General features: G+C 31.5%; 23 protein-coding genes and 1 pseudogene. 16 read left to right on the plus strand and 8 right to left on the minus strand.

Annotated elements, in window-relative coordinates:
* The 3 genes and pseudogenes from ACFWM3_RS13625 to ACFWM3_RS13635 form a co-directional block, all read left to right on the plus strand.
* Positions 1-243, plus strand: a pseudogene (locus ACFWM3_RS13625) (bifunctional 3-deoxy-7-phosphoheptulonate synthase/chorismate mutase); the annotation flags it as partial.
* A gap of 36 nt (positions 244-279) precedes the next feature.
* On the plus strand, positions 280-1380 hold the full coding sequence (locus tag ACFWM3_RS13630) for a prephenate dehydrogenase (RefSeq protein WP_390311666.1): 1101 nt from the start codon (positions 280-282) through the stop codon (positions 1378-1380).
* Positions 1381-1606: 226 nt separating this feature from the next.
* A complete protein-coding gene (locus tag ACFWM3_RS13635; RefSeq protein WP_390311667.1) occupies positions 1607-2839 on the plus strand; it encodes an aminopeptidase in 1233 nt (410 codons plus the stop codon).
* Positions 2840-2902: 63 nt separating this feature from the next.
* On the opposite strand, the gene ACFWM3_RS13640 is transcribed toward ACFWM3_RS13635, so the two are convergent.
* Positions 2903-3448 (minus strand): GNAT family N-acetyltransferase, encoded by a 546-nt coding sequence (locus tag ACFWM3_RS13640; RefSeq protein ID WP_390311668.1) that lies wholly within the window; start codon positions 3446-3448, stop codon positions 2903-2905.
* Between the two features lie 180 nt (positions 3449-3628).
* Here ACFWM3_RS13640 and ACFWM3_RS13645 point away from each other — a divergent pair, with 180 nt between their 5' ends.
* Positions 3629-4081 (plus strand): SRPBCC domain-containing protein, encoded by a 453-nt coding sequence (locus ACFWM3_RS13645; RefSeq protein ID WP_390311670.1) that lies wholly within the window; start codon positions 3629-3631, stop codon positions 4079-4081.
* Between the two features lie 53 nt (positions 4082-4134).
* Here the strand turns inward: ACFWM3_RS13645 and crcB (ACFWM3_RS13650) are convergent, their stop codons facing one another.
* The 4 genes from crcB (ACFWM3_RS13650) to ACFWM3_RS13665 form a co-directional block, all read right to left on the minus strand.
* Complete coding sequence (crcB, locus tag ACFWM3_RS13650) at positions 4135-4494, minus strand: fluoride efflux transporter CrcB (protein WP_390311671.1); 360 nt, start codon at positions 4492-4494, stop codon at positions 4135-4137.
* The gene (crcB, locus tag ACFWM3_RS13655; protein ID WP_390311672.1) at positions 4491-4880 is read right to left on the minus strand and encodes a fluoride efflux transporter CrcB; all 390 of its coding nucleotides are present in this window, start codon (positions 4878-4880) and stop codon (positions 4491-4493) included. The genes crcB (ACFWM3_RS13650) and crcB (ACFWM3_RS13655) overlap by 4 nt, the downstream gene beginning before the upstream one ends.
* Positions 4881-4930: 50 nt before the next feature.
* Positions 4931-5692 carry a CPBP family intramembrane glutamic endopeptidase gene (locus ACFWM3_RS13660; protein WP_056472778.1) on the minus strand — a complete coding sequence of 254 codons (762 nt, stop codon included), beginning with the start codon at positions 5690-5692 and terminating at the stop codon, positions 4931-4933.
* A 720-nt stretch (positions 5693-6412) separates the two neighbouring features.
* A complete protein-coding gene (locus tag ACFWM3_RS13665; protein WP_390311673.1) occupies positions 6413-7030 on the minus strand; it encodes a GTP pyrophosphokinase in 618 nt (205 codons plus the stop codon).
* 306 nt (positions 7031-7336) lie between these two features.
* Here ACFWM3_RS13665 and ACFWM3_RS13670 point away from each other — a divergent pair, with 306 nt between their 5' ends.
* Entirely contained in the window at positions 7337-8116 is a 780-nt protein-coding gene (locus tag ACFWM3_RS13670; protein WP_056472784.1) for a phosphatidylserine decarboxylase, read from the plus strand.
* A 128-nt stretch (positions 8117-8244) separates the two neighbouring features.
* On the opposite strand, the gene sda is transcribed toward ACFWM3_RS13670, so the two are convergent.
* Positions 8245-8385 (minus strand): sporulation histidine kinase inhibitor Sda, encoded by a 141-nt coding sequence (gene sda / locus ACFWM3_RS13675; RefSeq protein WP_056473113.1) that lies wholly within the window; start codon positions 8383-8385, stop codon positions 8245-8247.
* Between the two features lie 259 nt (positions 8386-8644).
* On the opposite strand from sda, the gene ACFWM3_RS13680 reads away from it, so the two are divergent.
* Genes ACFWM3_RS13680 through ACFWM3_RS13710 form a run of 7 tightly spaced genes read left to right on the plus strand, consistent with a single transcriptional unit; the run spans position 8645 to position 13131 of the window.
* Positions 8645-9166 carry a YqeG family HAD IIIA-type phosphatase gene (locus ACFWM3_RS13680; protein ID WP_056472787.1) on the plus strand — a complete coding sequence of 174 codons (522 nt, stop codon included), beginning with the start codon at positions 8645-8647 and terminating at the stop codon, positions 9164-9166.
* Positions 9163-10272, plus strand: coding sequence for a ribosome biogenesis GTPase YqeH (gene yqeH / locus ACFWM3_RS13685; RefSeq protein WP_390311674.1), 1110 nt, complete (start codon positions 9163-9165; stop codon positions 10270-10272). Before ACFWM3_RS13680 ends, yqeH begins: the two co-directional genes overlap by 4 nt.
* 23 nt (positions 10273-10295) lie before the next feature.
* Positions 10296-11132 (plus strand): shikimate dehydrogenase, encoded by an 837-nt coding sequence (gene aroE, locus ACFWM3_RS13690; protein WP_390311676.1) that lies wholly within the window; start codon positions 10296-10298, stop codon positions 11130-11132.
* Complete coding sequence (yhbY, locus tag ACFWM3_RS13695) at positions 11126-11416, plus strand: ribosome assembly RNA-binding protein YhbY (RefSeq protein WP_056472795.1); 291 nt, start codon at positions 11126-11128, stop codon at positions 11414-11416. The genes aroE and yhbY overlap by 7 nt, the downstream gene beginning before the upstream one ends.
* Before the next feature lie 37 nt (positions 11417-11453).
* A complete protein-coding gene (gene yqeK / locus ACFWM3_RS13700; protein WP_056472798.1) occupies positions 11454-12029 on the plus strand; it encodes a bis(5'-nucleosyl)-tetraphosphatase (symmetrical) YqeK in 576 nt (191 codons plus the stop codon).
* Positions 12030-12034: 5 nt separating this feature from the next.
* Positions 12035-12391, plus strand: coding sequence for a ribosome silencing factor (rsfS, locus tag ACFWM3_RS13705; RefSeq protein ID WP_056472801.1), 357 nt, complete (start codon positions 12035-12037; stop codon positions 12389-12391).
* Positions 12388-13131 carry a class I SAM-dependent DNA methyltransferase gene (locus ACFWM3_RS13710; RefSeq protein ID WP_390311677.1) on the plus strand — a complete coding sequence of 248 codons (744 nt, stop codon included), beginning with the start codon at positions 12388-12390 and terminating at the stop codon, positions 13129-13131. Before rsfS ends, ACFWM3_RS13710 begins: the two co-directional genes overlap by 4 nt.
* Before the next feature lie 119 nt (positions 13132-13250).
* Here ACFWM3_RS13710 and comER read toward each other — a convergent pair whose 3' ends face one another.
* Positions 13251-14066, minus strand: a complete 816-nt coding sequence (gene comER / locus ACFWM3_RS13715; RefSeq protein WP_335473929.1) for a late competence protein ComER — start codon at positions 14064-14066, stop codon at positions 13251-13253.
* A gap of 90 nt (positions 14067-14156) precedes the next feature.
* Between comER and ACFWM3_RS13720 the strand changes: the two genes are divergently transcribed.
* Together ACFWM3_RS13720 and ACFWM3_RS13725 are read left to right on the plus strand one after the other, a co-directional pair.
* On the plus strand, positions 14157-14774 hold the full coding sequence (locus tag ACFWM3_RS13720; RefSeq protein WP_390311678.1) for a helix-hairpin-helix domain-containing protein: 618 nt from the start codon (positions 14157-14159) through the stop codon (positions 14772-14774).
* Positions 14775-14779: 5 nt separating this feature from the next.
* Positions 14780-17119 carry a DNA internalization-related competence protein ComEC/Rec2 gene (locus tag ACFWM3_RS13725; protein WP_390311679.1) on the plus strand — a complete coding sequence of 780 codons (2340 nt, stop codon included), beginning with the start codon at positions 14780-14782 and terminating at the stop codon, positions 17117-17119.
* A 39-nt stretch (positions 17120-17158) separates the two neighbouring features.
* On the opposite strand, the gene ACFWM3_RS13730 is transcribed toward ACFWM3_RS13725, so the two are convergent.
* Positions 17159-17293 (minus strand): YqzM family protein, encoded by a 135-nt coding sequence (locus ACFWM3_RS13730; RefSeq protein WP_082459515.1) that lies wholly within the window; start codon positions 17291-17293, stop codon positions 17159-17161.
* A gap of 209 nt (positions 17294-17502) precedes the next feature.
* Between ACFWM3_RS13730 and holA the strand changes: the two genes are divergently transcribed.
* Together holA and ACFWM3_RS13740 are read left to right on the plus strand one after the other, a co-directional pair.
* The gene (gene holA / locus ACFWM3_RS13735) at positions 17503-18507 is read left to right on the plus strand and encodes a DNA polymerase III subunit delta (RefSeq protein WP_390311680.1); all 1005 of its coding nucleotides are present in this window, start codon (positions 17503-17505) and stop codon (positions 18505-18507) included.
* A gap of 176 nt (positions 18508-18683) precedes the next feature.
* Positions 18684-19493: an aminoglycoside adenylyltransferase domain-containing protein gene (locus tag ACFWM3_RS13740; protein WP_390311681.1), complete on the plus strand. Its 810-nt coding sequence runs from the start codon at positions 18684-18686 to the stop codon at positions 19491-19493.
* Positions 19494-19531 lie beyond the last annotated feature (38 nt).

Genomic DNA, 19531 nt, shown 5'->3' on the forward strand with positions numbered 1-19531 from the left:
CCGATTCTGAAGAAAGAAACACATTTACCAGTAGTAGTAGATGTTACGCATTCTACTGGTCGTAAGGATTTGCTATTACCAACAGCAAAAGCAGCTTTAGCAATTGGAGCAGATGCAGTAATGGCTGAAGTACACCCTGATCCAGCAGTTGCTTTATCAGATTCAGCTCAACAAATGAATATCCCACAATTTGAAGAATTTATGTTTGAGTTAAAAGACTTCCGTGCAAAACTACAATCATAAATAATATTACTTAATGAAGGATAGGCGGTGAATGCCTTGAAAAAGAACGTCCTTTTAATTGGCACAGGATTAATCGGAGGCTCAATTGCCTTGGCAATAAAAAAAGTTCATGATGTAAATATAATTGGATATGATATAAACGAAAAACAACTTGAAATTGGTAAAAGAATTCAAGTTTTAGATGAAATCTCGGTACAGCTTAAAGACTGTGCCGAGAAGGCTCATCTAATCATTTTTTCTTGCCCTGTTGAGGAGTCAATAAAATATATACATATGTTAAGTGATTATGAACTAAAGAATGATGTCATATTAACTGATGTAGGTAGTACGAAAAGTGAAATTATGAGGCATTCGAAGACTCTTACAGATAAAGGATATTGCTTTATTGGAGGTCATCCAATGGCAGGCTCGCATAAAACTGGCATCGAGAGTGCAAAAGTTCATTTGTTTGAAAATGCATATTTTATTTTGACACCAAGTGAAAATACTCAAAATGATCAAATTGATGAATTAAAAGAATGGCTTAAAGGAACAGGTTCACATTTCGTTGTAATTGATGAAGAAACACATGATCAAATCACCGGAGTGGTAAGCCATTTTCCACATCTAATTGCTGCTAATCTTGTAAAACAAGTTAAATCTTATTCGAAGGATGAGCCTTTAGTAACAGCCTTAGCTGCCGGAGGGTTTAGAGATATTACTAGGATTGCATCAAGCAGCCCGAAAATGTGGACTGATATTGTGATTCAAAATAGGGATACATTGCTTTCATTAATTTCAAATTGGATTGATGATATGAAACAAATGTATCAGCTTGTTGAAAGCCAGGATCAAGAAGATATCTTTCACTATTTCAAGGAATCAAAAGATTTTAGAGACAACATGCCAGCAAAAGCAAATGGCGCTATCCCAAGTTATTTTGATTTGTATGTAGACGTTTTAGATCGAGTTGGTGAGCTTGCTAACATCACGACAATCTTATCGATTCACCAAGTAAGTATTACGAATCTAAGGATAATTGAATCACGTGAAGGCTTACCAGGTGTACTAAGAATAAGCCTTCAAACAGAAAATGACAGAGAGAAAGCTGAAAAGTTCTTAAATGTTAATGGTTATGAGACGTATATTGTTTCATAAAAAATCAGTTTTTAGGACTTTATCTATACACTTAAAAGCACTTTTCGAAAGTGCTTTTTTTGTTTAAATAGCGACAAGTAATCAAGTCATTTGCTAATCTGCTAAGGTCTCTCTGACATTTCAAATAAAAATGAATAGTCAGTCTCTTTTATGTACCAATTTTCTGAACTTTATATTATAATTTAGTAGGTTAGGTTTTTAATTCGTTAAACATGGAGGGATATCAATGTCTCAGTTTGAAAAATCATTAGAAAAATATGCTGAACTTGCGGTAAAAAGTGGTGTTAATATCGTACCAGGACAAACATTACAAATAAATGCACCAATCGGAGCTGCAGAATTCGTTCGTAAAGTTGTAAAATTCGCTTACGAAGCTGGCGCTAAAAGTGTAAACATCGATTGGAATGATGATGTAATTACTCGTACTAAATACGAACTAGCTCCTGATGAAGTTTTTGAAGAATTCCCAGGCTGGAAAGTAACAGCTATGGAAGAATTAGCTGAAAATGGCGGTGCTGTTTTATCAGTAATTTCACCAAACCCAGAATTATTAAAAGGGATTGATCCAAAACGTATTGCAAATTTTAATAAAACAGCTAGCAAAGCACTACATAATTATCGTGAATACATGATGGCTGACCGAATTCGTTGGTCAATCGTTGCTATTCCATGTGTTGAATGGGCTGAAAAAGTTTATCCAAATGAATCAATTGATAAAGCAATGGAATTACTTTGGGATTCAGTATTCAAAATTTGCCGAGTAGACAATGAAAATCCAGTTGAAGCTTGGGTTAAACATAACGATTTCTTACAAGAAAAAGTTGTTGAATTAAATGACAAGCGTTACAAAACTTTACATTACACAGCACCTGGTACTGATTTGAAACTAGATTTAGTAGATAATCATGTATGGAAAGGTGGCGGAGCGAATAGTGAAGATGGAAAATGGTTTAATCCTAATATTCCAACTGAAGAAGTTTTCTCTATGCCACATAGCCATGGTGTAAATGGTACTGTTCAAGCGACTTTACCATTAAATTATGGTGGAAATTTAATTGAGAACTTCTCTTTAACATTTAAAGATGGTAAAGTTATCGATTTCACAGCTGAAAAAGGCTATGATACTTTACAACATTTATTAGATACTGATGAAGGTGCTCGCCGTCTAGGTGAAGTAGCATTAGTACCACATGATTCACCAATTTCAAATACAGGTTTAATTTTCTTCAACACATTATATGATGAAAATGCTTCTTGCCACTTAGCATTAGGTAAAGCATATCCAAACAATATGAAGGATGGAGAAAAATTACCATCAGAAGAGCAAGAGAAATTAGGAATCAACCAAAGTTTAACTCATGTTGATTTTATGATCGGATCAGCGGAATTAAATATTGATGGAATTAAAGAAGATGGTACAGTTGAACCAATCATGAGAAATGGTAACTGGGCATTTTAATAGTAAATAAAAATAAAAGGGTTTCTCAAAAGATATTTTGAGAAACCTTTTTTTATACTTTTCTTAAATTTTTTGAAATTGATCGTTACTTCTGAGAACCGTTATAAAACCATCTAATATTGTATGACTAACAGAGAAACCCTTGCGTTTATAAAATTCTAGAGCGTTCTCATTTCCATTTGAAACATAGATAAAATAATCCTCTACATCATCAAATTGTTTTAGCCAGTTCATTGACATTTTGAATAGTACAGAGCCTACTCCATATTTTCTATATTCTTCTTTTATATAAAATTGAGATAAACAACCAACATTCTTTTTATGGACTGATGAAAGGTCAAAAAAAGTTGCAAATTCGCTTGAGTATACTTCTTTTGGAGAAATATTCGAATAAACGTAACCAACGATTTGATCTTCATCTTTTACGATCACAATATAATTATGTATAGCTTTTTTTACTGAAGGAACCATGCGTGTATCGAAATTCATACGATCAAACAACTCTGGTTTTATCTTCGCTTTTGCCTTCTGAAAAGTCATTAATTCATTACATAAATCTCTACATAACTCAATGTGATCCTCGTCTATCACTTCATAAGTTAAATTCATCTTGTCACCCCTCATTAAAATTGATTTTGAGCTTTAAATAAATTTCGTACGATTTAATTTTAATATATAAATACTTGAAAACAAATGAAATAATAAGTTGAACCGTTTTTGGTATATAATGGAAGTGGCATCTAGAGTCAATTCATCATTCTACACATAAAACGAATGGAGGATGAGAAAATGGAAGATCTTAAGTATGAGTTTTATATTGGAGCAAAACCGGAAAAAGTGTGGAACATATTTGTTTCGCCAGAAGGAACAAAGGCTATCTTTTTTGGTTGCATTTTAAAATCAACATTTGAAGTCGGAGCACAATATGAATATATTGGACCAGGAGAAGATGGAGATCATACAGTGCATGTTTATGGGAAAATACTAGCATTTGAACCCCACAAAATGATGAGCTATACTGAACATCCTGGCCCAGTTTACCGTGAAAATCATGCTGCATTAGAAACTAGAATTACACTTACACTTGAAGAGATGGGTGAATGCACAAAATTAACACTACTTAACGACCAATGGCCAGAAAAACACCCTTCATATGAAAATACAAAATCTACGTGGCCAATGATTTTAAGTAATGTAAAAACATATGCAGAAACCGGTAAAACATTAGATTTCGGCTGGTGAAACTTGAAAATAAAAAACCTCTGGGATCAGAGGTTTTTGTTTTAGAATCCGGTTCATCTAAATAGATGAAAACCGATATATGCACTGCAAATACTAATAATAGTAGATAAAATGATATAAGATAATGCAGTTTTATACTTTTTTGCCAGTAATAATTGAATCGCTTCGTAACCAAATGTAGAAAAGGTTGTAAATCCACCTAATATTCCGATCCCAATAAACAACCACATTGTTGTAGAAATCGATTTATCGAGATATAAATGGTTTATTAAGCCTAAAATAAACGAGCCGAGTATGTTGATAACGAATGTTCCAGCAGGAAAATTTGTTTTAACTTTTTTATTAACATAGTTTCCAAGGGCATAGCGAAAAATTGCTCCGATTCCCCCACCTATTCCAACAATAAAAATCATGATGAGGTTTCTCCTTTTACTTTATTGAATTCTTTAGCCACTTTAAAACCAAGATACGCCAAACTTATTCCTACAACTAAACTTGAGATGATATAGACTAAACTTACTAGTAATTTTTTTTCATCCATCAGTATTACATTTTCAAGTGAAAAAGTAGAGAATGTAGTGAATGCTCCGGTAAATCCTGTTCCGATTAGTAAAGTATATTCAGGTTTTAATTTAACTTTTGCCATTGGTAAAAAGAAACCTAAAAAGAAGCATCCAATGATATTAATTAAAAATGTTTGAATTGGAAATCCATTTGAAAGTGGATGGATTGATAGACCTATTATGTAACGAAGAATTGCTCCAAAAAATCCTCCGATTAGTATTAATAAATAATTCATTTGACACCTCATAAATGCATTATAAAAACGCCCCTAGGAGCGTTTTTTTGTTAGTTTACAATAAAAAAAGCAATAATTGAAACTAAGTTATTTAAAAAATGGGCAAAAATCGTAACTTCGATTTTTTTTGTTTTGATATAGATCATACCAAAAATTAAACCAGCTAAAGAATAAGATAGTAATGCATAGATTGAAAAGCCAGCAAGCATATGCAATAAACCAAACCCAAATGAACTTACAATTAATCCAATGATTGGAGAGTTTTTAAAAATTGAACCAATAATTAACTTACGTGTAATCCATTCTTCTTTAATTGGTGCAAGAATTACCGCTGATATAATCATAAGGATTGGATTAGTTCGCAATAAGCCTTCCACTGCTTTTTGGTTATCTGGAGTGGCAATTGAATAATTGAAATGTTGAAAAATAACATCAAGAAGTTGTGAAGAAGCCATAAGAACCACGTATGCTCCTAAGACGATTACAACGTCAATCACATTTATATTTATTCGTCTTAAAGTTAGTAGTCCTTTTTTCTTCGTATAATAGTATAGCCATAATAAGCTGAGGACACCAAAAATTGAATCCGAATAAATTGAAACGGTATTTACAAGGTTATTAAATTGTTTTTCAGTAAGATTTATATCTGCAACATTAACAAAAATCATACCCCATATTGAAGCAATCAAGATTAGCAAGTTCAAACCAACAATAAATATTAAAAAATAGTAGCCAAGGGTTTTTAAGGCGGACTTACGTTCATTCGGAATATTTTCTGGAATGATTGTTTTATAGTTTAATTCATTATCCAAATCGGCTCCTCCAATTTTTTGTTCTATGTTCACAAACTTTCTAGTTAATCTAATTTATATTTATACTAACATATCCTATTTTATCTTAAATTTAAAGCTGAAAGAACTAGAAATAGAATAAATGAGTCTAATTATTTTAAAACCATTGTTATTTAATATATGAGAGTTTCAATGAATTATATGATAGTTGAAAGGGTACTTAAAAATAATTAAAGTAAAAACAATTACCAAATTTTTGTAAAAGAGGGGGAGGCACCCCTCCGTTCCAATCAACTTATTCATCAAAAAAGTCTGCAATAAATACTAATCAAATATTCTTTACTAAGAGTATCCTAACAGTTGTTTAATAATCAGTTTGCTGGTCAATTAATATCGAACATTTATTAATAAACTAAACAATTGAATTTGTTTTTCTAAAAATTAGTTCATAAAATTTGTAACTTCTGAAAAAACCCATTACTAGTGTTATTGGAACAATAAAATTGCTCTAACATATTAAAATTTAAAACCATTAATAGATAGATCATCCAAAAAATGATCATTTCATCATTAGTAATTGTTTATTTAATGTTCCTATTTTAAATTTCAAAACTAAGAAAACAAGGTATGTTGATATACCTTGTTTTCTTCAATTCTAATTTAATTTTCGGATTAACAGGAAAGAAAAGAGAGGGTTCGAAGCTATCATCTTCCTAAGACCTTTCCAAAATCCTGCTCAAATCAATTCAACTGTTCTACTTGATCTCTAATCATTTCCATTTTGTAGTCTAATGAATTTACAGTTGCGGAAGCTTCATTTAAGCTTTCGATAATTGCTTTTGGAACTTGTTTATTGTATTTATAAAAAATCTTGTGTTCAAGGCTTGCCCAGAAATCCATCGCAACGGTTCTAATTTGGATTTCTACTTTTACTCTTTTCGTTTCAGAAGCAAGGAAAATTGGTATTTCAATAATCATATGAAAACTTTTATAACCATTTGGTTTTGGATTCTTTATATAATCTTTTATTTCTATTATATAAATATCGTCTTGTTGTTTTAACAGTTCATAGATCATATAAATATCACTAATAAATGAACAACTAATACGAACGCCAGCTATATCATTCATATAATTTTCTAGATTATATTGTGTTAGTTCTAAACCTTTTCGCTCAAGTTTTTCCATTATACTGTCAGGTTTTTTTAAGCGTGATTTTACGTGTTCAATTGGATTATGATTATGAGTTAAAGTAAATTCTTCATTTAAAATCCTAATTTTAGTATTGATTTCATCTAACGCAAATTTATATATTAAAAGTGTGTTAGTCCACTCACCTAAGCTTTGATCTTTCAACATAGGCAACCTCCTAATGTATATTACATCAGTATTCTACCAGCTTAATGTGAACTCAGTGTGAAATCTTGGTGAACAGTTAGTGACAAGTAAAGTATAGTATAGGGATTTTTAAGGTATTAGGAAAAAGGGAATAGTAATAGTAGCAATGGCAGGAGCCTTATACAAGGATCAAAGATGTAGAGAGTCCAAGTTATATTAAAAGAATAAGCAATTGATAGTAATAATAGTAAGATCATTTATGGTTTTGTTAGTTTTGGAATAATATGTTATAAATTTATATATATAATTTTAGTTAGGAGTACATTGATGAAACAAAGTTTTTATCGTTTGTTTATAGAGTTGACGAATAATCGTTTTACTTCTGGTCTTTTGCGTAGGTTTGCTACTTCTAGATTTAGTAGACTGTTTATTAATCCTTATATTAAAGCGTTTAATTTAAATATGGATGAAAGTAAAGAGACTGATTTTCCTACTTTACATGCCTTGTTTACTAGAGAATTAAAACAAAATGTCAGACCGATTCATGCTGGTGAAAGTGAATTAGCTTGTCCTGTAGATGGTGTGTTAGAGTCTTGTGGGAAAATTGAAATGGATATTAAATTTGTCGTTAAAGGCAAGACATATAGCATTATTGAGATGTTAGGTTCAAAGGAAATGGCAGAAAAATATGATGAGGGTTATTATATGGTATTGTACTTAAGTCCTAGCCATTATCATCGTATACATAGCCCAATCGAAGGCGAAATTGTTTCACAATTCGAGTTAGGTGCTAAATCTTATCCCGTGAATAAAGCAGGATTAACGTATGGTAAAGATCCACTTTCCAAAAATTATCGAGTTATTTCAGAAGTATTATGCTCTGAAAACAATAAACATGTTGCGATGATTAAAGTTGGTGCTATGTTTGTTAACACAATCGTAGTAACCAAAAAAGAAAAGCGTATGAAAAAAGGTGAAGAAGTAGGGTATTTTTCTTTCGGTTCTACAGTTGTTTTACTTTTTGAAGCTAATAGTTTTTCACCAAATTTGAAACTTCAATCCGGCGAAGCGATAAGAGTTGGTCAAAATCTTGGTAAATTACACTAAGTATGCACTTTTTTTCACGAAATGGGAGCCATCATATAGAAAGATGGTTCTTTTTCTGTTATTGTAAAGAGTGCTTGTATTTTAATTTCGCTTGTATTATTTGCATATATTGAAAATAATAAAAATCATTAAGATGTTTTTTTAATATAGAAATCTAATCCTCTTCGTTTTATTTCTTTTTCAATTAAATAAATGAAAGCAGGATCAAGCTGTAAACCAAGAGCTTTTTTGTACGACTCAAGTAACAACTCATCATTTAATTTGTACATATTTTTTGCCCGGTTGGGCATTCACCTCCGAGTGAGTAAAGTTTTTTGAATTTCTTCGTAAACTTACTGTATCAAATTTTTAAAAATAGAACAATCGTTCGTTTATCCACAGAAATAGGTGGATAAGTTGTGGGTAATTTGTTTATATATTCTGAAAAGGTAGGTTCTTGGACTAAGGATAATGTGTATAGATTTATCCACAGTTAGAATGGTTGTAGTTATTTGTCGAACGATTTTAAGAATATATTGAGGTGTAATAATGTTTAATAAATTTTTACCGAGTGAAACTGTTAATAATGTTTATGCAATTACGCCTGAGCATTTAAAAGGCTTAGGAATTAAGGGAATCATTACGGATTTAGATAATACGTTAGTAGAATGGGACCGTCCATTAGCTACTCCAGAGCTAACGAAATGGTTCAAAAGCATGGATGATGCAGGGATTAAAATTACGGTTGTATCGAATAACAATGCTGAGCGTGTTGGAAAGTTTTGTGATCCTTTAGGAATTCCATTCATTCATCGTGCACGTAAGCCACTCGCTACATCATATAAAAAGGCATATAAACAAATGAATTTAAAGTCAAATGAAGTCGTGATGATTGGAGATCAATTGCTTACAGACGTATTTGGAGGCAATCGACAAGGAATTCATACTATTTTAGTTGTTCCGGTTGCAAGCACGGATGGAATTTGGACAAGATTTAATCGTATGGTAGAACGTAGAATTCTTTCATCTTTAAGGAAGCAAGGATTACTACAATGGGAGGATAAAAAGTGAGTAATACAGAAGTAAGATGTATTGGTTGTGGGGTTGAAATTCAAACAGAGGATAAAAACAAGCTTGGATATGCACCTCCATCTTCATTAGAAAAAGACGAGATTATTTGCCAACGTTGTTTCCGTTTAAAAAACTATAATGAGATTCAAGATGTAGAGTTGACTGATTCTGACTTTATTCGTATCTTAAATGGGATAGGTTCTAAGGACTGTCTTGTTATCAAAGTAGTTGATGTTTTTGATTTTTCTGGCAGCTGGTTAAATGGAATTAATCGATTCGTCGGAAATAACAAAATATTATTAGTAGGAAATAAAGCAGATTTAATTCCGAAGTCAGTTAAGAAAAATAAGCTTACGCAATGGATGAGCGGAACTGCAAAACGTTGGGGGCTTAAACCTGCAGGTGTTCATTTAATTAGTGCGGTAAAAGGCACTGGTATAGACGAATTAGCTGAAAGTATTGAGAAGCATCGTGAAGGTAAGGATGTATACGTAGTAGGTTGTACAAATGTTGGGAAATCAACGTTTATCAACACAATGATTAAACGTTATAGTGAAGAAAATAGTAATATTATTACTACATCGCATTTTCCAGGCACAACACTTGATATGATTCAAATCCCACTTGATGATCAGAGTGATCTAATTGATACACCTGGTATTATTAATCATCATCAAATGGCTCATTTTGTTGATAAAAAAGGTTTAAAGATTATTACACCGAAAAAAGAAATTAAGCCTATGATTTATCAATTAAATGAGGGACAAACATTATTCTTTGGTGGGTTAGCTCGTTTTGATTATTTAGAGGGTGGAAGACGTTCTTTTACTTGTCACTTCTCAAACGAATTAACAATTCATCGTACTAAACAAGAAAACGCTGATGATTTATATGAAAGACAAGCTGGGGAATTATTAGTTCCACCATATGGTGAACAAATAAATGAACTTCCTAAATTAGTGAAGCATGAATTTATGATAAAAGATGCTAAAACTGATATAGTTTATTCAGGGTTAGGTTGGATCACAGTGAATGAACCAGGTGCAAAAATAGTAGCTTATGTACCAAAAGGAGTAGCTGTAACTCTACGTAATTCTATTATATAAGAATAATTTGGGGGCTAAGAGAAATGAAAGACCAATATTATGTAATCGGTCAACCGATTGGTCATTCAATGTCACCAACTATGCATAATGAATGGTTTGGCTCTAATCAAATTCCGGGGCACTATTCAGCAAAAGAAGTTGGGATAACAGAATTAGAATCAGTTATGACAGAATTTCGTTCAACTGTAAAAGGATTTAATGTTACAGCTCCACTAAAAGTAGAAATTATGCAGTACTTAGATGAAATTGATCCATTGGCAAAAGCGATTGGAGCTGTTAATACAGTTATCAATAAAAATGGAAAACTGTACGGTAAAAATACTGACGGTATGGGGTATTGTAGGGGCTTATCCTATGTTTTGAAAAATCCGATTGAAGAAGAAAAGATTTTGATTATCGGTGCAGGCGGTGCTGCTAGGGCGATCCTTTATAGTTTACTGCACTTGGGTGTTAAGCATATTACAGTCACAAACCGAACAATAGAAAAAGCAGAGGATCTACTAGATGGTAAGCTGATGAATGAAGTTAATATTATGTCTATTTCAGATGCTGAAGAACATTTAGGTCACTTTTCTCTTATCATTCAAACAACTTCTGTTGGAATGAAGCCAAATGAAAATAGTACGCCATTAGCGCTAACTAATTTATCACCAGATGCAATTGTATCGGACCTAATATATAGCCCATTTAATACAGTATTCTTAAAAGAAGCTGAAGAAAGAAATGCGACTATACAAAACGGATTACCGATGTTTATTTATCAAGGAGCATTAGCATTTCAAGAGTGGACGGGAATTTTTCCAAATACGATTGATGCATACTCATTATTAGAAAGAAAACTTGGAGGAACAAAATGTTAACAGGTAAACAAAAAAGATTTTTACGTTCGAAAGCTCATCACTTAAACCCTATTTTTCAAGTAGGTAAAGGTGGAGTTAATGAAAATATGGTTAAGCAAATTTCAGAAGCACTTGAAGTAAGGGAACTATTAAAAGTAAGCATACTTCAAAATTGCGATGATGATCGTTATGATGTAGCAGAGCAGTTAGCTGAAGGTTCAAATGCTGAACTAGTACAAGTAATTGGACATACAATTGTTCTATATAAAGAGTCTAAAGAAAATAAAACAATCGTACTACCTTAATATGTTAAATACCGTTAATTAGAGGAGAAGCGGATTAATGGATAAACAAAAAGCACTTTCACTTGTAAAAGAAAAACTAACAAACGGGCGTTTTACACATACTATCGGTGTAATGGAAACTGCAGTTAGACTTGCCGAGAAGTACGGTGCGGATGTAAAAAAAGCAGAATTAGCTGCAATTTTCCATGATGTCGCAAAATGTATGCCGATAAAAGAGTTAGAATCGATCATGGAAGAAAATAAACTTTCATTAAAGCTTTTAAAGTATAATAAAGAATTATGGCATGCTCCTGTTGGTGCATTTCTTACTGAACATGAATATGGGATTGATGATAAAGAGATTTTACAAGCAATCACATATCATACAAGTGGTCATAAAGAGATGACTTTATTAGATAAAGTAATTTATGTAGCAGATTATATTGAACCTAATCGTAATTTTCCAGGTGTAGAGGAAGCTCGTGAATTAGCGGATCAAGATTTAGATCGAGCTTTATTATTTGCATTAAAAAATACAATTACATTTTTGATTGATAAAGAACAAACAGTCTACCCATTAACGGTTAAAACATATAACTCAATATTAAAGCAAGTTAAAAGCCAGGGGGAATAAAAAGAATGAATGAAAAAGAATTAATGATGCTAGCTGTAAATGCTGCTGATGATAAAAAAGCTGAGGATTTAGTCGTATTAGATATGAAAGGAATCTCTGCAATTGCAGATTATTTCATTATTTGTCACGGTAATTCGGATAAGCAAGTTCAAGCTATTGCAAGAGAAGTAAAAGATCAAGCTCAACAAAATGGTAAAGATGTTAAACGTTTAGAAGGATTTGACGAAGCTCGTTGGGTATTAGTAGACATCGGTGACGTTGTAGTTCATGTTTTCCATCGTGACGAAAGAAACTATTACAACTTAGAAAAACTATGGGGAGATGCACCTTCTCTTGATGTTTACGGAGAGCTTCTTTCATGACATACAATCGCTTCGCGTATTTGTATGATCAATTAATGAATGATGTCCCTTATGAAAGATGGGTTCAATTCCTAAAAAATGTATTTCAAAAATATGAAGTGCTTCAGCCTTCAATATTAGATATAGGATGTGGAACTGGTACATTACCCATCTTATTGGCTAAATTGAACTATTCAATTAGCGGGGTAGATTTATCTGAGGAAATGTTAAGTGTCGCAATGGCAAAAGCAGAACAGGAAAAAGTTAATATACCTTTTTTTCAACAAAATATGATGGAATTAGAAGGTTTTGATCAATTAGATTGTGTAACAATTTTCTGTGATTCACTTAATTATTTAGAAACAGAAGATCAAGTAAAACAAACCTTTATAAAAGTAAATGAAAGCTTAAAAGATAATGGTTTATTTTTATTTGATGTACATTCTCCTTATAAAATTGAAGAAATCTTTGGTGAAGAGACATTTTTTATTGATGATGCAGAGTTAAGCTTAGTCTGGTCTTGTACGCAAGGGGAACATCCATTAAGTGTTGAACATGATTTAGTTTTCTTTATGAAAGATGAAAATCGTGATTTATATGAACGCTTCGAGGAATATCACAATCAAAGAACATTTCCGATCAATACGTATAAATCATTATTAAATCAAACTGGATTTGAAGTGAAGGAAATCATAGCAGATTTCGATGAAGCTGTAGATGATGCTACTGAACGAATCTTTTTTATAGCAATGAAAAAATAAAAAAACCCTTTAAGAAAATTCCTTTTCTTAAAGGGTTTTTTACTTTATTAGACCTGCAAAATTGAATTTTGTATTTTTGTAACGAATGGAGTAAAGCGGTATAATCATTTTTAAATTAATCAAAATTGTTCCTTTACACGCTCAATTTCCTTATCAAACTTATCATGTGTTTTCTCAAAAATTTCTTCGAATAAATCTCCTACTCGTGCTTCTAATACTTTAATACCTTCTCCAGTAATTCCGCCTTTTACACATACCTTTTCTTGAAGTGTTTCAAGCGTAAAATGTTTTTGTTCAATTAGTTTACCAAAGCCAATAATCATTTCTTCTGCTAAAATCGTTGCTTGCTCTTTTGAAATCGAAGTTTGACAAACAGCTGCATCGATAAATTTTTGAAGTAAGTAACTAAAAAATGCGGGTCCACAGCTTGCGATATCCGATGAAACTCTTGTGATATCTTCTGTAATCATGACAGGTTTAGAAATGTTCGAAAAAAGTTCGATTATTTGTTCCTTACTTTTGGCCGTGCACCTATTCCCGAAATTAACTAAAGTTACTCCACTCAATGCTTGATTCGTAATGCTTGGAATAACGCGTGCAACCTGACAAGGTAATATCGCTTCTAATTGTTCAACATTAATCGGACTAGTGATCGATATAACGCAATGTTTTTTAGTGAAATGCTTTTGTAAAGATGATAAAAGTGGCTGAATTTCTAAAGGTTTTACACACACCAATACAATATCAGAAGCGGTAATTACTTCTTTAGCAGTCTCAACAACATTTAAATCAGGATATATATTTTTTAGCTCATAAGCTTTATACATTGAGCGGTTTGTAACAGTTAATTCGGAGGGCTTCACGGCATTTGATTTTATAAATCCATTGAGCAATATAGTGCCCATATTTCCTGTACCTATGATTCCTACGTTCATGAGTACATCCCTTCCTTTGCATACATTCTCTCCTACACTATATGAAGCAAGGTCGAAAATAATGATATAAGTTAAAATGGAGGACTAATAATGAAAAAGTTAATTCATAATAAACTAGTTTGGATTGCTCTCGTAATTGTTGGTATTTTAGTTGTAAATTTTTATCAAACTGAGCGTAAAAATGAGGTGGTTTTTGCGAAAAAACCACTTGAAGAAGAAATAGTAAAGAAGAACGATGATCAGAAAAAAGAAGTTAAGATGCCAGTGATTTCAAAAGTATTTATGGTTGATGTAAAAGGTGCAATACAAAAACCAGGTGTAATCCAATGTAACGAAGGAGAACGAGTTTTTGACGTGATTAAATTGGCGGGTGGATTTAAAGAAAAAGCTGATGTTAATAAGGTTAATTTAGCCGAAAAAATATTTGATGAGATGGTCATTTATGTACCGTTCATTGGAGAAGAAACCGATCAAACGATTATTACTAAAAGAGGGGATGAAACCAAACAAAATGAGATGATCGATATAAACCATGCATCACAGGCAGATTTGGAAAAAATACCGGGTGTTGGTCCAGCAAAAGCAAAAAATATTTTAGATTATATTGATGAGAACGGACCATTTACTTCAGTAGAACAATTAGAATCTGTCAATGGAATCGGCAAAAAATCCCTTGAAAAAATGACTCAGTTTATTGTCATACGCTAAAATAAATGAGTATTTATCTGGCTTATGTTGTTTTTGTACAAATAATTACAATCATCTTTTTTAAGAGCTATAATTTATTCTTTATCTTAATATTTCTCATTTTAATGATTTTTTTAGTCGGAAAGAAAAAATGGCTACTTTTATTAATTTGTATTATTTCGCTATGCTTTACGTCTGGTATATGTTATCTACAAAACAATAAGGTGAATTCCCCTCAACCAAAGCCCTCGCAAAATGTCCGTGGTGAGATCACTTCTACTCCAATAATAGATGGTAATAAAGTTTCATTTACATTTAAACTCCAAAACCAAGAAATCTTATTAAATAGTTTTGCTAATAAAAAAGAACAATTAAAAGTTTTTCAAAAAAGAAAAATAGGTGAAATATGTGAAGTAAAAGGTGAAGTTTCATTGCCTTTAGAAAATTCAAACCCATACTTATTTAATTATAAGAAGTATTTATTAAATCAAGGAATTCACTGGATAATTACTGCAAATCCAAATAGTTTTGAGGATTGTGAAAATGGAAATCGAACCATCCTTCAATCAATAAATTATAGCCGACATGGCTTAATTAAATATGTAGAGATGAATTTTGATTCCAATACAGAAGGTTATATTAATGCACTCCTTTTTGGGGACCGAACAAAAATGAATGCAATCACAGAATCTCAATATCAAATAGTGGGAATTGTGCATTTACTTGCGATTAGTGGTTCTCATATTAGTTTGTTGAGTCTTGTCATCTATTTTTTATTAATTAGAATTGGCGTAACGAAAGAAACCAGCTTATTTATAACAATTTTGTGTATTATATCGTATGGATTTCTAGCAGGTGCTTCAGCATCAGTTGTCAGGGCAGTTATTATAGGTGTTCTAGTTTGTTTCTACAAGTTAGCAAAAATGAAAGTTGACATTACTTCGCTATTATTCATTTCTTGTATAATCATGTTATTTGCAAAACCAAATTATTTAGATGATATTGGATTTCAATTTTCCTTTGTAACAAGTTTTGTACTTGTTTTAACGTCTGAACAAATTTTAAATTACAAATCCTGGTATGCAAGGGCTCTTTATACATCGGGTATTACTCAACTAGTGTCAATCCCAATATTACTTTTTAATTTTCACGAATTATCACCATACAGTATAATAATTAACTTACTTTTTATTCCTTATATTAGTTTTATTATTATGCCACTATGTATTTTTTGTTTTAGTTTAAGTTTTATTAATTTAGAAATAAGCGAACAGTTAACATTACTGTTAACATACTTTATTAACTTGTCAGATCAATTACTGAATATATGCATGCAATTACCGTTTATTAAGCTGATTTTTATACATCCATCCAAAGGAATTCTACTTTTGTATATAGCATTAATATTTTTAATTTTATTCTTTATGGAAAGTGAGAAATGGAAGAAGTTGTTTAATAATTGCCTGATTGGATTTTTTATTCTTATAAGCGGGCATTTATTTTATTCCTCTATTAACCCAGTTGGAAAGATTATGTTTATTGATGTTGGTCAAGGTGACTGTATTCTTATAAAATTGCCTTTTAATAAAGGGAATTATGTAATTGATACGGGAGGTAAGTTAACTATAAAAGAAGAAACGTGGATGAAGCGAAAAAAACCATTTTCAACAGGCAATGATTTATTGATTCCAATTTTAAAAGGAGAAGGAATTAGTAAAATAGATAAATTAATATTTACACATGGTGACATTGATCATATTGGAGGCGGAAAGGAAGTACTACAATCATTTCATGTAAAACAATTAATTGTAGGAGACAAGGCGAATTTTAGTTCAGCAGAAAAAGAAAGAATTAATATAGCTATAAAAAAGGGAGTCGAGATTAAAAAAATAAGCGAAGGTATGGGGTGGAAAATCGGTCCGAATTATTTTCAAGTTGTTTCGCCAATCAAAGATTATGTAGGTGAGGAAAATGAAGGGTCAATTGTTCTAAGGGCACACATAGGTGGGAAGGATTGGATGTTTTCAGGTGATTTAGATGAAAATGGAGAAAATCGACTGATCTCTATGTATCATGATTTAAAGGCTGATGTTTTGAAAATAGGGCATCATGGAAGCAAAACATCTACTTCTGAACAATTTATTAAAGCAGTTATGCCTAAAATTGGCATTATTTCCGTTGGGGAAAAAAATAGATATGGTCACCCAACAAAAGAAGTACTTAATCGATTAAAAAAGTACAATGTAAAAATCTTACGTACTGATGAACTTGGTGCAATAACTTATGAATTTAAAAGAGGACAAGGTACCATTTATACATTTAAAGCATATCGTAAAACAAATAACAGAAACCAAGAAGGAAATTAAAAAGACTGCCGAGGCAGTCCAATCATTTGATCCTATGTATTATCTCGTAACATACTCCACAACTGTTGCGATGATAAATAGAATTGCGAAGAAACCAAATGAAACAGCAAAGCCAACGCCAGAATCTGTTGAATCATTACGTTTGCTTTGAACATTTTTTTCAAAAGTATTCACAAATAACCCCTCCTAATTCAATTTTAGTATAAATCAATATAACTAAAAAATCCATAGTATGTTTGTTTTAGTTATACCGTTTTAAATGAAGAAACCGGGTCTTTATTTAAAACGTTAATATAAATTAGAGATTAGTATTTACTAATCTCTTCCTTCTCATGTAGGACATGTTATACTATACTAAGAAAATTAGTGTAGAGGAGCAAAACATGATTAATGATTTACATAAAAAATTGAAAAAGAATGTGTCACCAATGTATTTATTGGTAGGTACTGAAGATTTTTTACTTCAAGAAGCGGAAAACTTAATCGTGAAAGCAGCTTTACAAGGAGAAATTGATGATTTTAACTATCAAACATATGATTTAAAAGAGGCTTATTTAAGTGAAGCTCTTGAGGATGCTCAAACACCGTCCTTTTTTGGCGGCAACAAAGTCATCATCATAAAATCATGTTTGTTTTTAACAGCTCAAAAAGAAAAAATTGTACAAGATATAGAACCATTATTTGATTATATTGAAAATCCTGCACCTTTTACTACTGTTGTTTTTGTTGCTCCTTTTGAAAAATTGGACGAGCGAAAAAAAGTAACAAAAGCGTTAAAAAAACAAGTAGAGCTAGTTGAGTGTCATCCTGTTGAAACGAGCAATTTAGACGGCTGGATTAAAGAGCGGTTCACTGGGAATGTAAGGATTACTAAAGAAGCAATTGAAAAATTAAAACTACTCGTTGGAAATAATTTATCGATATTAAAACTTGAATGTGAGAAGCTACAATTGTTTATCGGTGATGAAGGCGAAGTTGATGCTGAACTTGTGGAAATGATGGTAGCAAAAACCATTGAACAAAACGTTTTTTCTCTTATTGAAAAAACAGCAGTAAGGCAGACAACTGATGCGCTTAAAATTCTTCATGAATTGTTATTTATAGGTGAAGAACCGATAAAAATAGTTGCATTGTTAGCTAGCCAGTTTAGATTATTGTACGGAATAAAACAATTATCAAGTAGTGGGTACTCAAATAATCAAATCGCTTCTGCAGTTGGCGTATCTCCAGGAAGGGTATTTTATGGGCAAAAACAAGCGAATAATTTTCAAGCAAGTGAATTAAAAGAAGCAATACGATTAATTGCTGAAGTTGATTATAAAATGAAGACTGGTCAAGGAGATAAAATTATGATCCTTGAGATGTTAATTCTTCAATTAAATAAATAATGGTTAGTAAATTTATCTTAAATTTTTAAAAAAAATAGCAGTCCAATTGCATAAAATTGGACTGCTATTTTTTTGTGAAATAAAAAGCTGCAATTTTCAGTCTACAGCTTTTACAATTTGTTATAATGTAGTAATTATTAAATTTTACCAATAAGTGGTATTTGGGAGATGACTAAATGGAGGAAATTCCTAAAGAAATAAAAGTTGTATTAGATACATACTTTGAATATTTTGATTTGAAATTACCTAATTTAATTGATTCCTTTTATCTTTATGGATCGATTACATTAGGTGCTTTTAAGAATGGATTTAGCGATATCGATTTTATAGCAGTTGTTAATCGCAAAGTATCTGATGCCGATGTAAAAATACTGAGAGAAATTCATAAAGATGTGCAAAGAAAGTTTCCTAATTCAATTTTGGATGGATGGTATATTCTTAATGAAGATATACAGTCCTTAAATGAAGAAGGGAAATTATGTATTCGTTTCAATGATGGGAAGTTTCAAGGTTTAAATAAATTTGAAAAGAATTCAATAGATACTTTTCAATTAAAAAAATACGGTATAACTGTAAAAGGGCTAAAAATTGAAAATGTGGATATTTTGGTTAATTGGGATACTCTACTATCTAATATGAGAGATAATCTTAATTCTTATTGGCTTAGCTGGGTTAATGATTGTAAGAAGTTCCCTACAGTTAAATACTTGAGTTTGTTTGTCAGTTTAAGAAGTATTGAATGGGGGATTTTGGGAGTTTCTCGACTTTATTACACATTTAAAGAAAAAGATATTACATCGAAAGTAGGAGCAGGTGAATATGTTTTAGAGGCGGTACCCAAAAGATGGCATAAGATTATAAAGGAGTCAATGAGATTACGAACTGATCATAAAAAATCATATTACAAATCAATTTATAAAAGAAGAAAAGATGCAATTGACTATATGGAGTTTTTGATTCAAGAATGTAATGAACTTATTCGATAAGCAAACCCATTTTTATTAATATGAATTTCTAAATCATC

The sequence above is a fragment of the Gottfriedia sp. NPDC058432 genome, assembly GCF_042721555.1.
In the GTDB taxonomy this organism is placed as follows: Bacteria; Bacillota; Bacilli; order Bacillales; family Bacillaceae_G; genus Gottfriedia.

Coding starts and splice junctions, on each gene's coding strand:
- ACFWM3_RS13645 (WP_390311670.1), top strand. CDS start 3,629: ATGGAAGATCTTAAGTATGAGTTTTATATTGGAGCAAAACCGGAAAAA.
- ACFWM3_RS13680 (WP_056472787.1), top strand. CDS start 8,645: ATGTTTAATAAATTTTTACCGAGTGAAACTGTTAATAATGTTTATGCA.
- yhbY (WP_056472795.1), top strand. CDS start 11,126: ATGTTAACAGGTAAACAAAAAAGATTTTTACGTTCGAAAGCTCATCAC.
- comER (WP_335473929.1), bottom strand. CDS start 14,066: ATGAACGTAGGAATCATAGGTACAGGAAATATGGGCACTATATTGCTC.
- ACFWM3_RS13740 (WP_390311681.1), top strand. CDS start 18,684: ATGGAGGAAATTCCTAAAGAAATAAAAGTTGTATTAGATACATACTTT.
- ACFWM3_RS13710 (WP_390311677.1), top strand. CDS start 12,388: ATGACATACAATCGCTTCGCGTATTTGTATGATCAATTAATGAATGAT.
- ACFWM3_RS13640 (WP_390311668.1), bottom strand. CDS start 3,448: ATGAATTTAACTTATGAAGTGATAGACGAGGATCACATTGAGTTATGT.
- ACFWM3_RS13720 (WP_390311678.1), top strand. CDS start 14,157: ATGAAAAAGTTAATTCATAATAAACTAGTTTGGATTGCTCTCGTAATT.
- sda (WP_056473113.1), bottom strand. CDS start 8,385: ATGTACAAATTAAATGATGAGTTGTTACTTGAGTCGTACAAAAAAGCT.
- crcB (WP_390311671.1), bottom strand. CDS start 4,494: ATGATTTTTATTGTTGGAATAGGTGGGGGAATCGGAGCAATTTTTCGC.
- holA (WP_390311680.1), top strand. CDS start 17,503: ATGATTAATGATTTACATAAAAAATTGAAAAAGAATGTGTCACCAATG.
- ACFWM3_RS13635 (WP_390311667.1), top strand. CDS start 1,607: ATGTCTCAGTTTGAAAAATCATTAGAAAAATATGCTGAACTTGCGGTA.
- crcB (WP_390311672.1), bottom strand. CDS start 4,880: ATGAATTATTTATTAATACTAATCGGAGGATTTTTTGGAGCAATTCTT.
- ACFWM3_RS13725 (WP_390311679.1), top strand. CDS start 14,780: ATGAGTATTTATCTGGCTTATGTTGTTTTTGTACAAATAATTACAATC.
- aroE (WP_390311676.1), top strand. CDS start 10,296: ATGAAAGACCAATATTATGTAATCGGTCAACCGATTGGTCATTCAATG.
- rsfS (WP_056472801.1), top strand. CDS start 12,035: ATGAATGAAAAAGAATTAATGATGCTAGCTGTAAATGCTGCTGATGAT.
- ACFWM3_RS13665 (WP_390311673.1), bottom strand. CDS start 7,030: ATGTTGAAAGATCAAAGCTTAGGTGAGTGGACTAACACACTTTTAATA.
- ACFWM3_RS13670 (WP_056472784.1), top strand. CDS start 7,337: ATGAAACAAAGTTTTTATCGTTTGTTTATAGAGTTGACGAATAATCGT.
- yqeK (WP_056472798.1), top strand. CDS start 11,454: ATGGATAAACAAAAAGCACTTTCACTTGTAAAAGAAAAACTAACAAAC.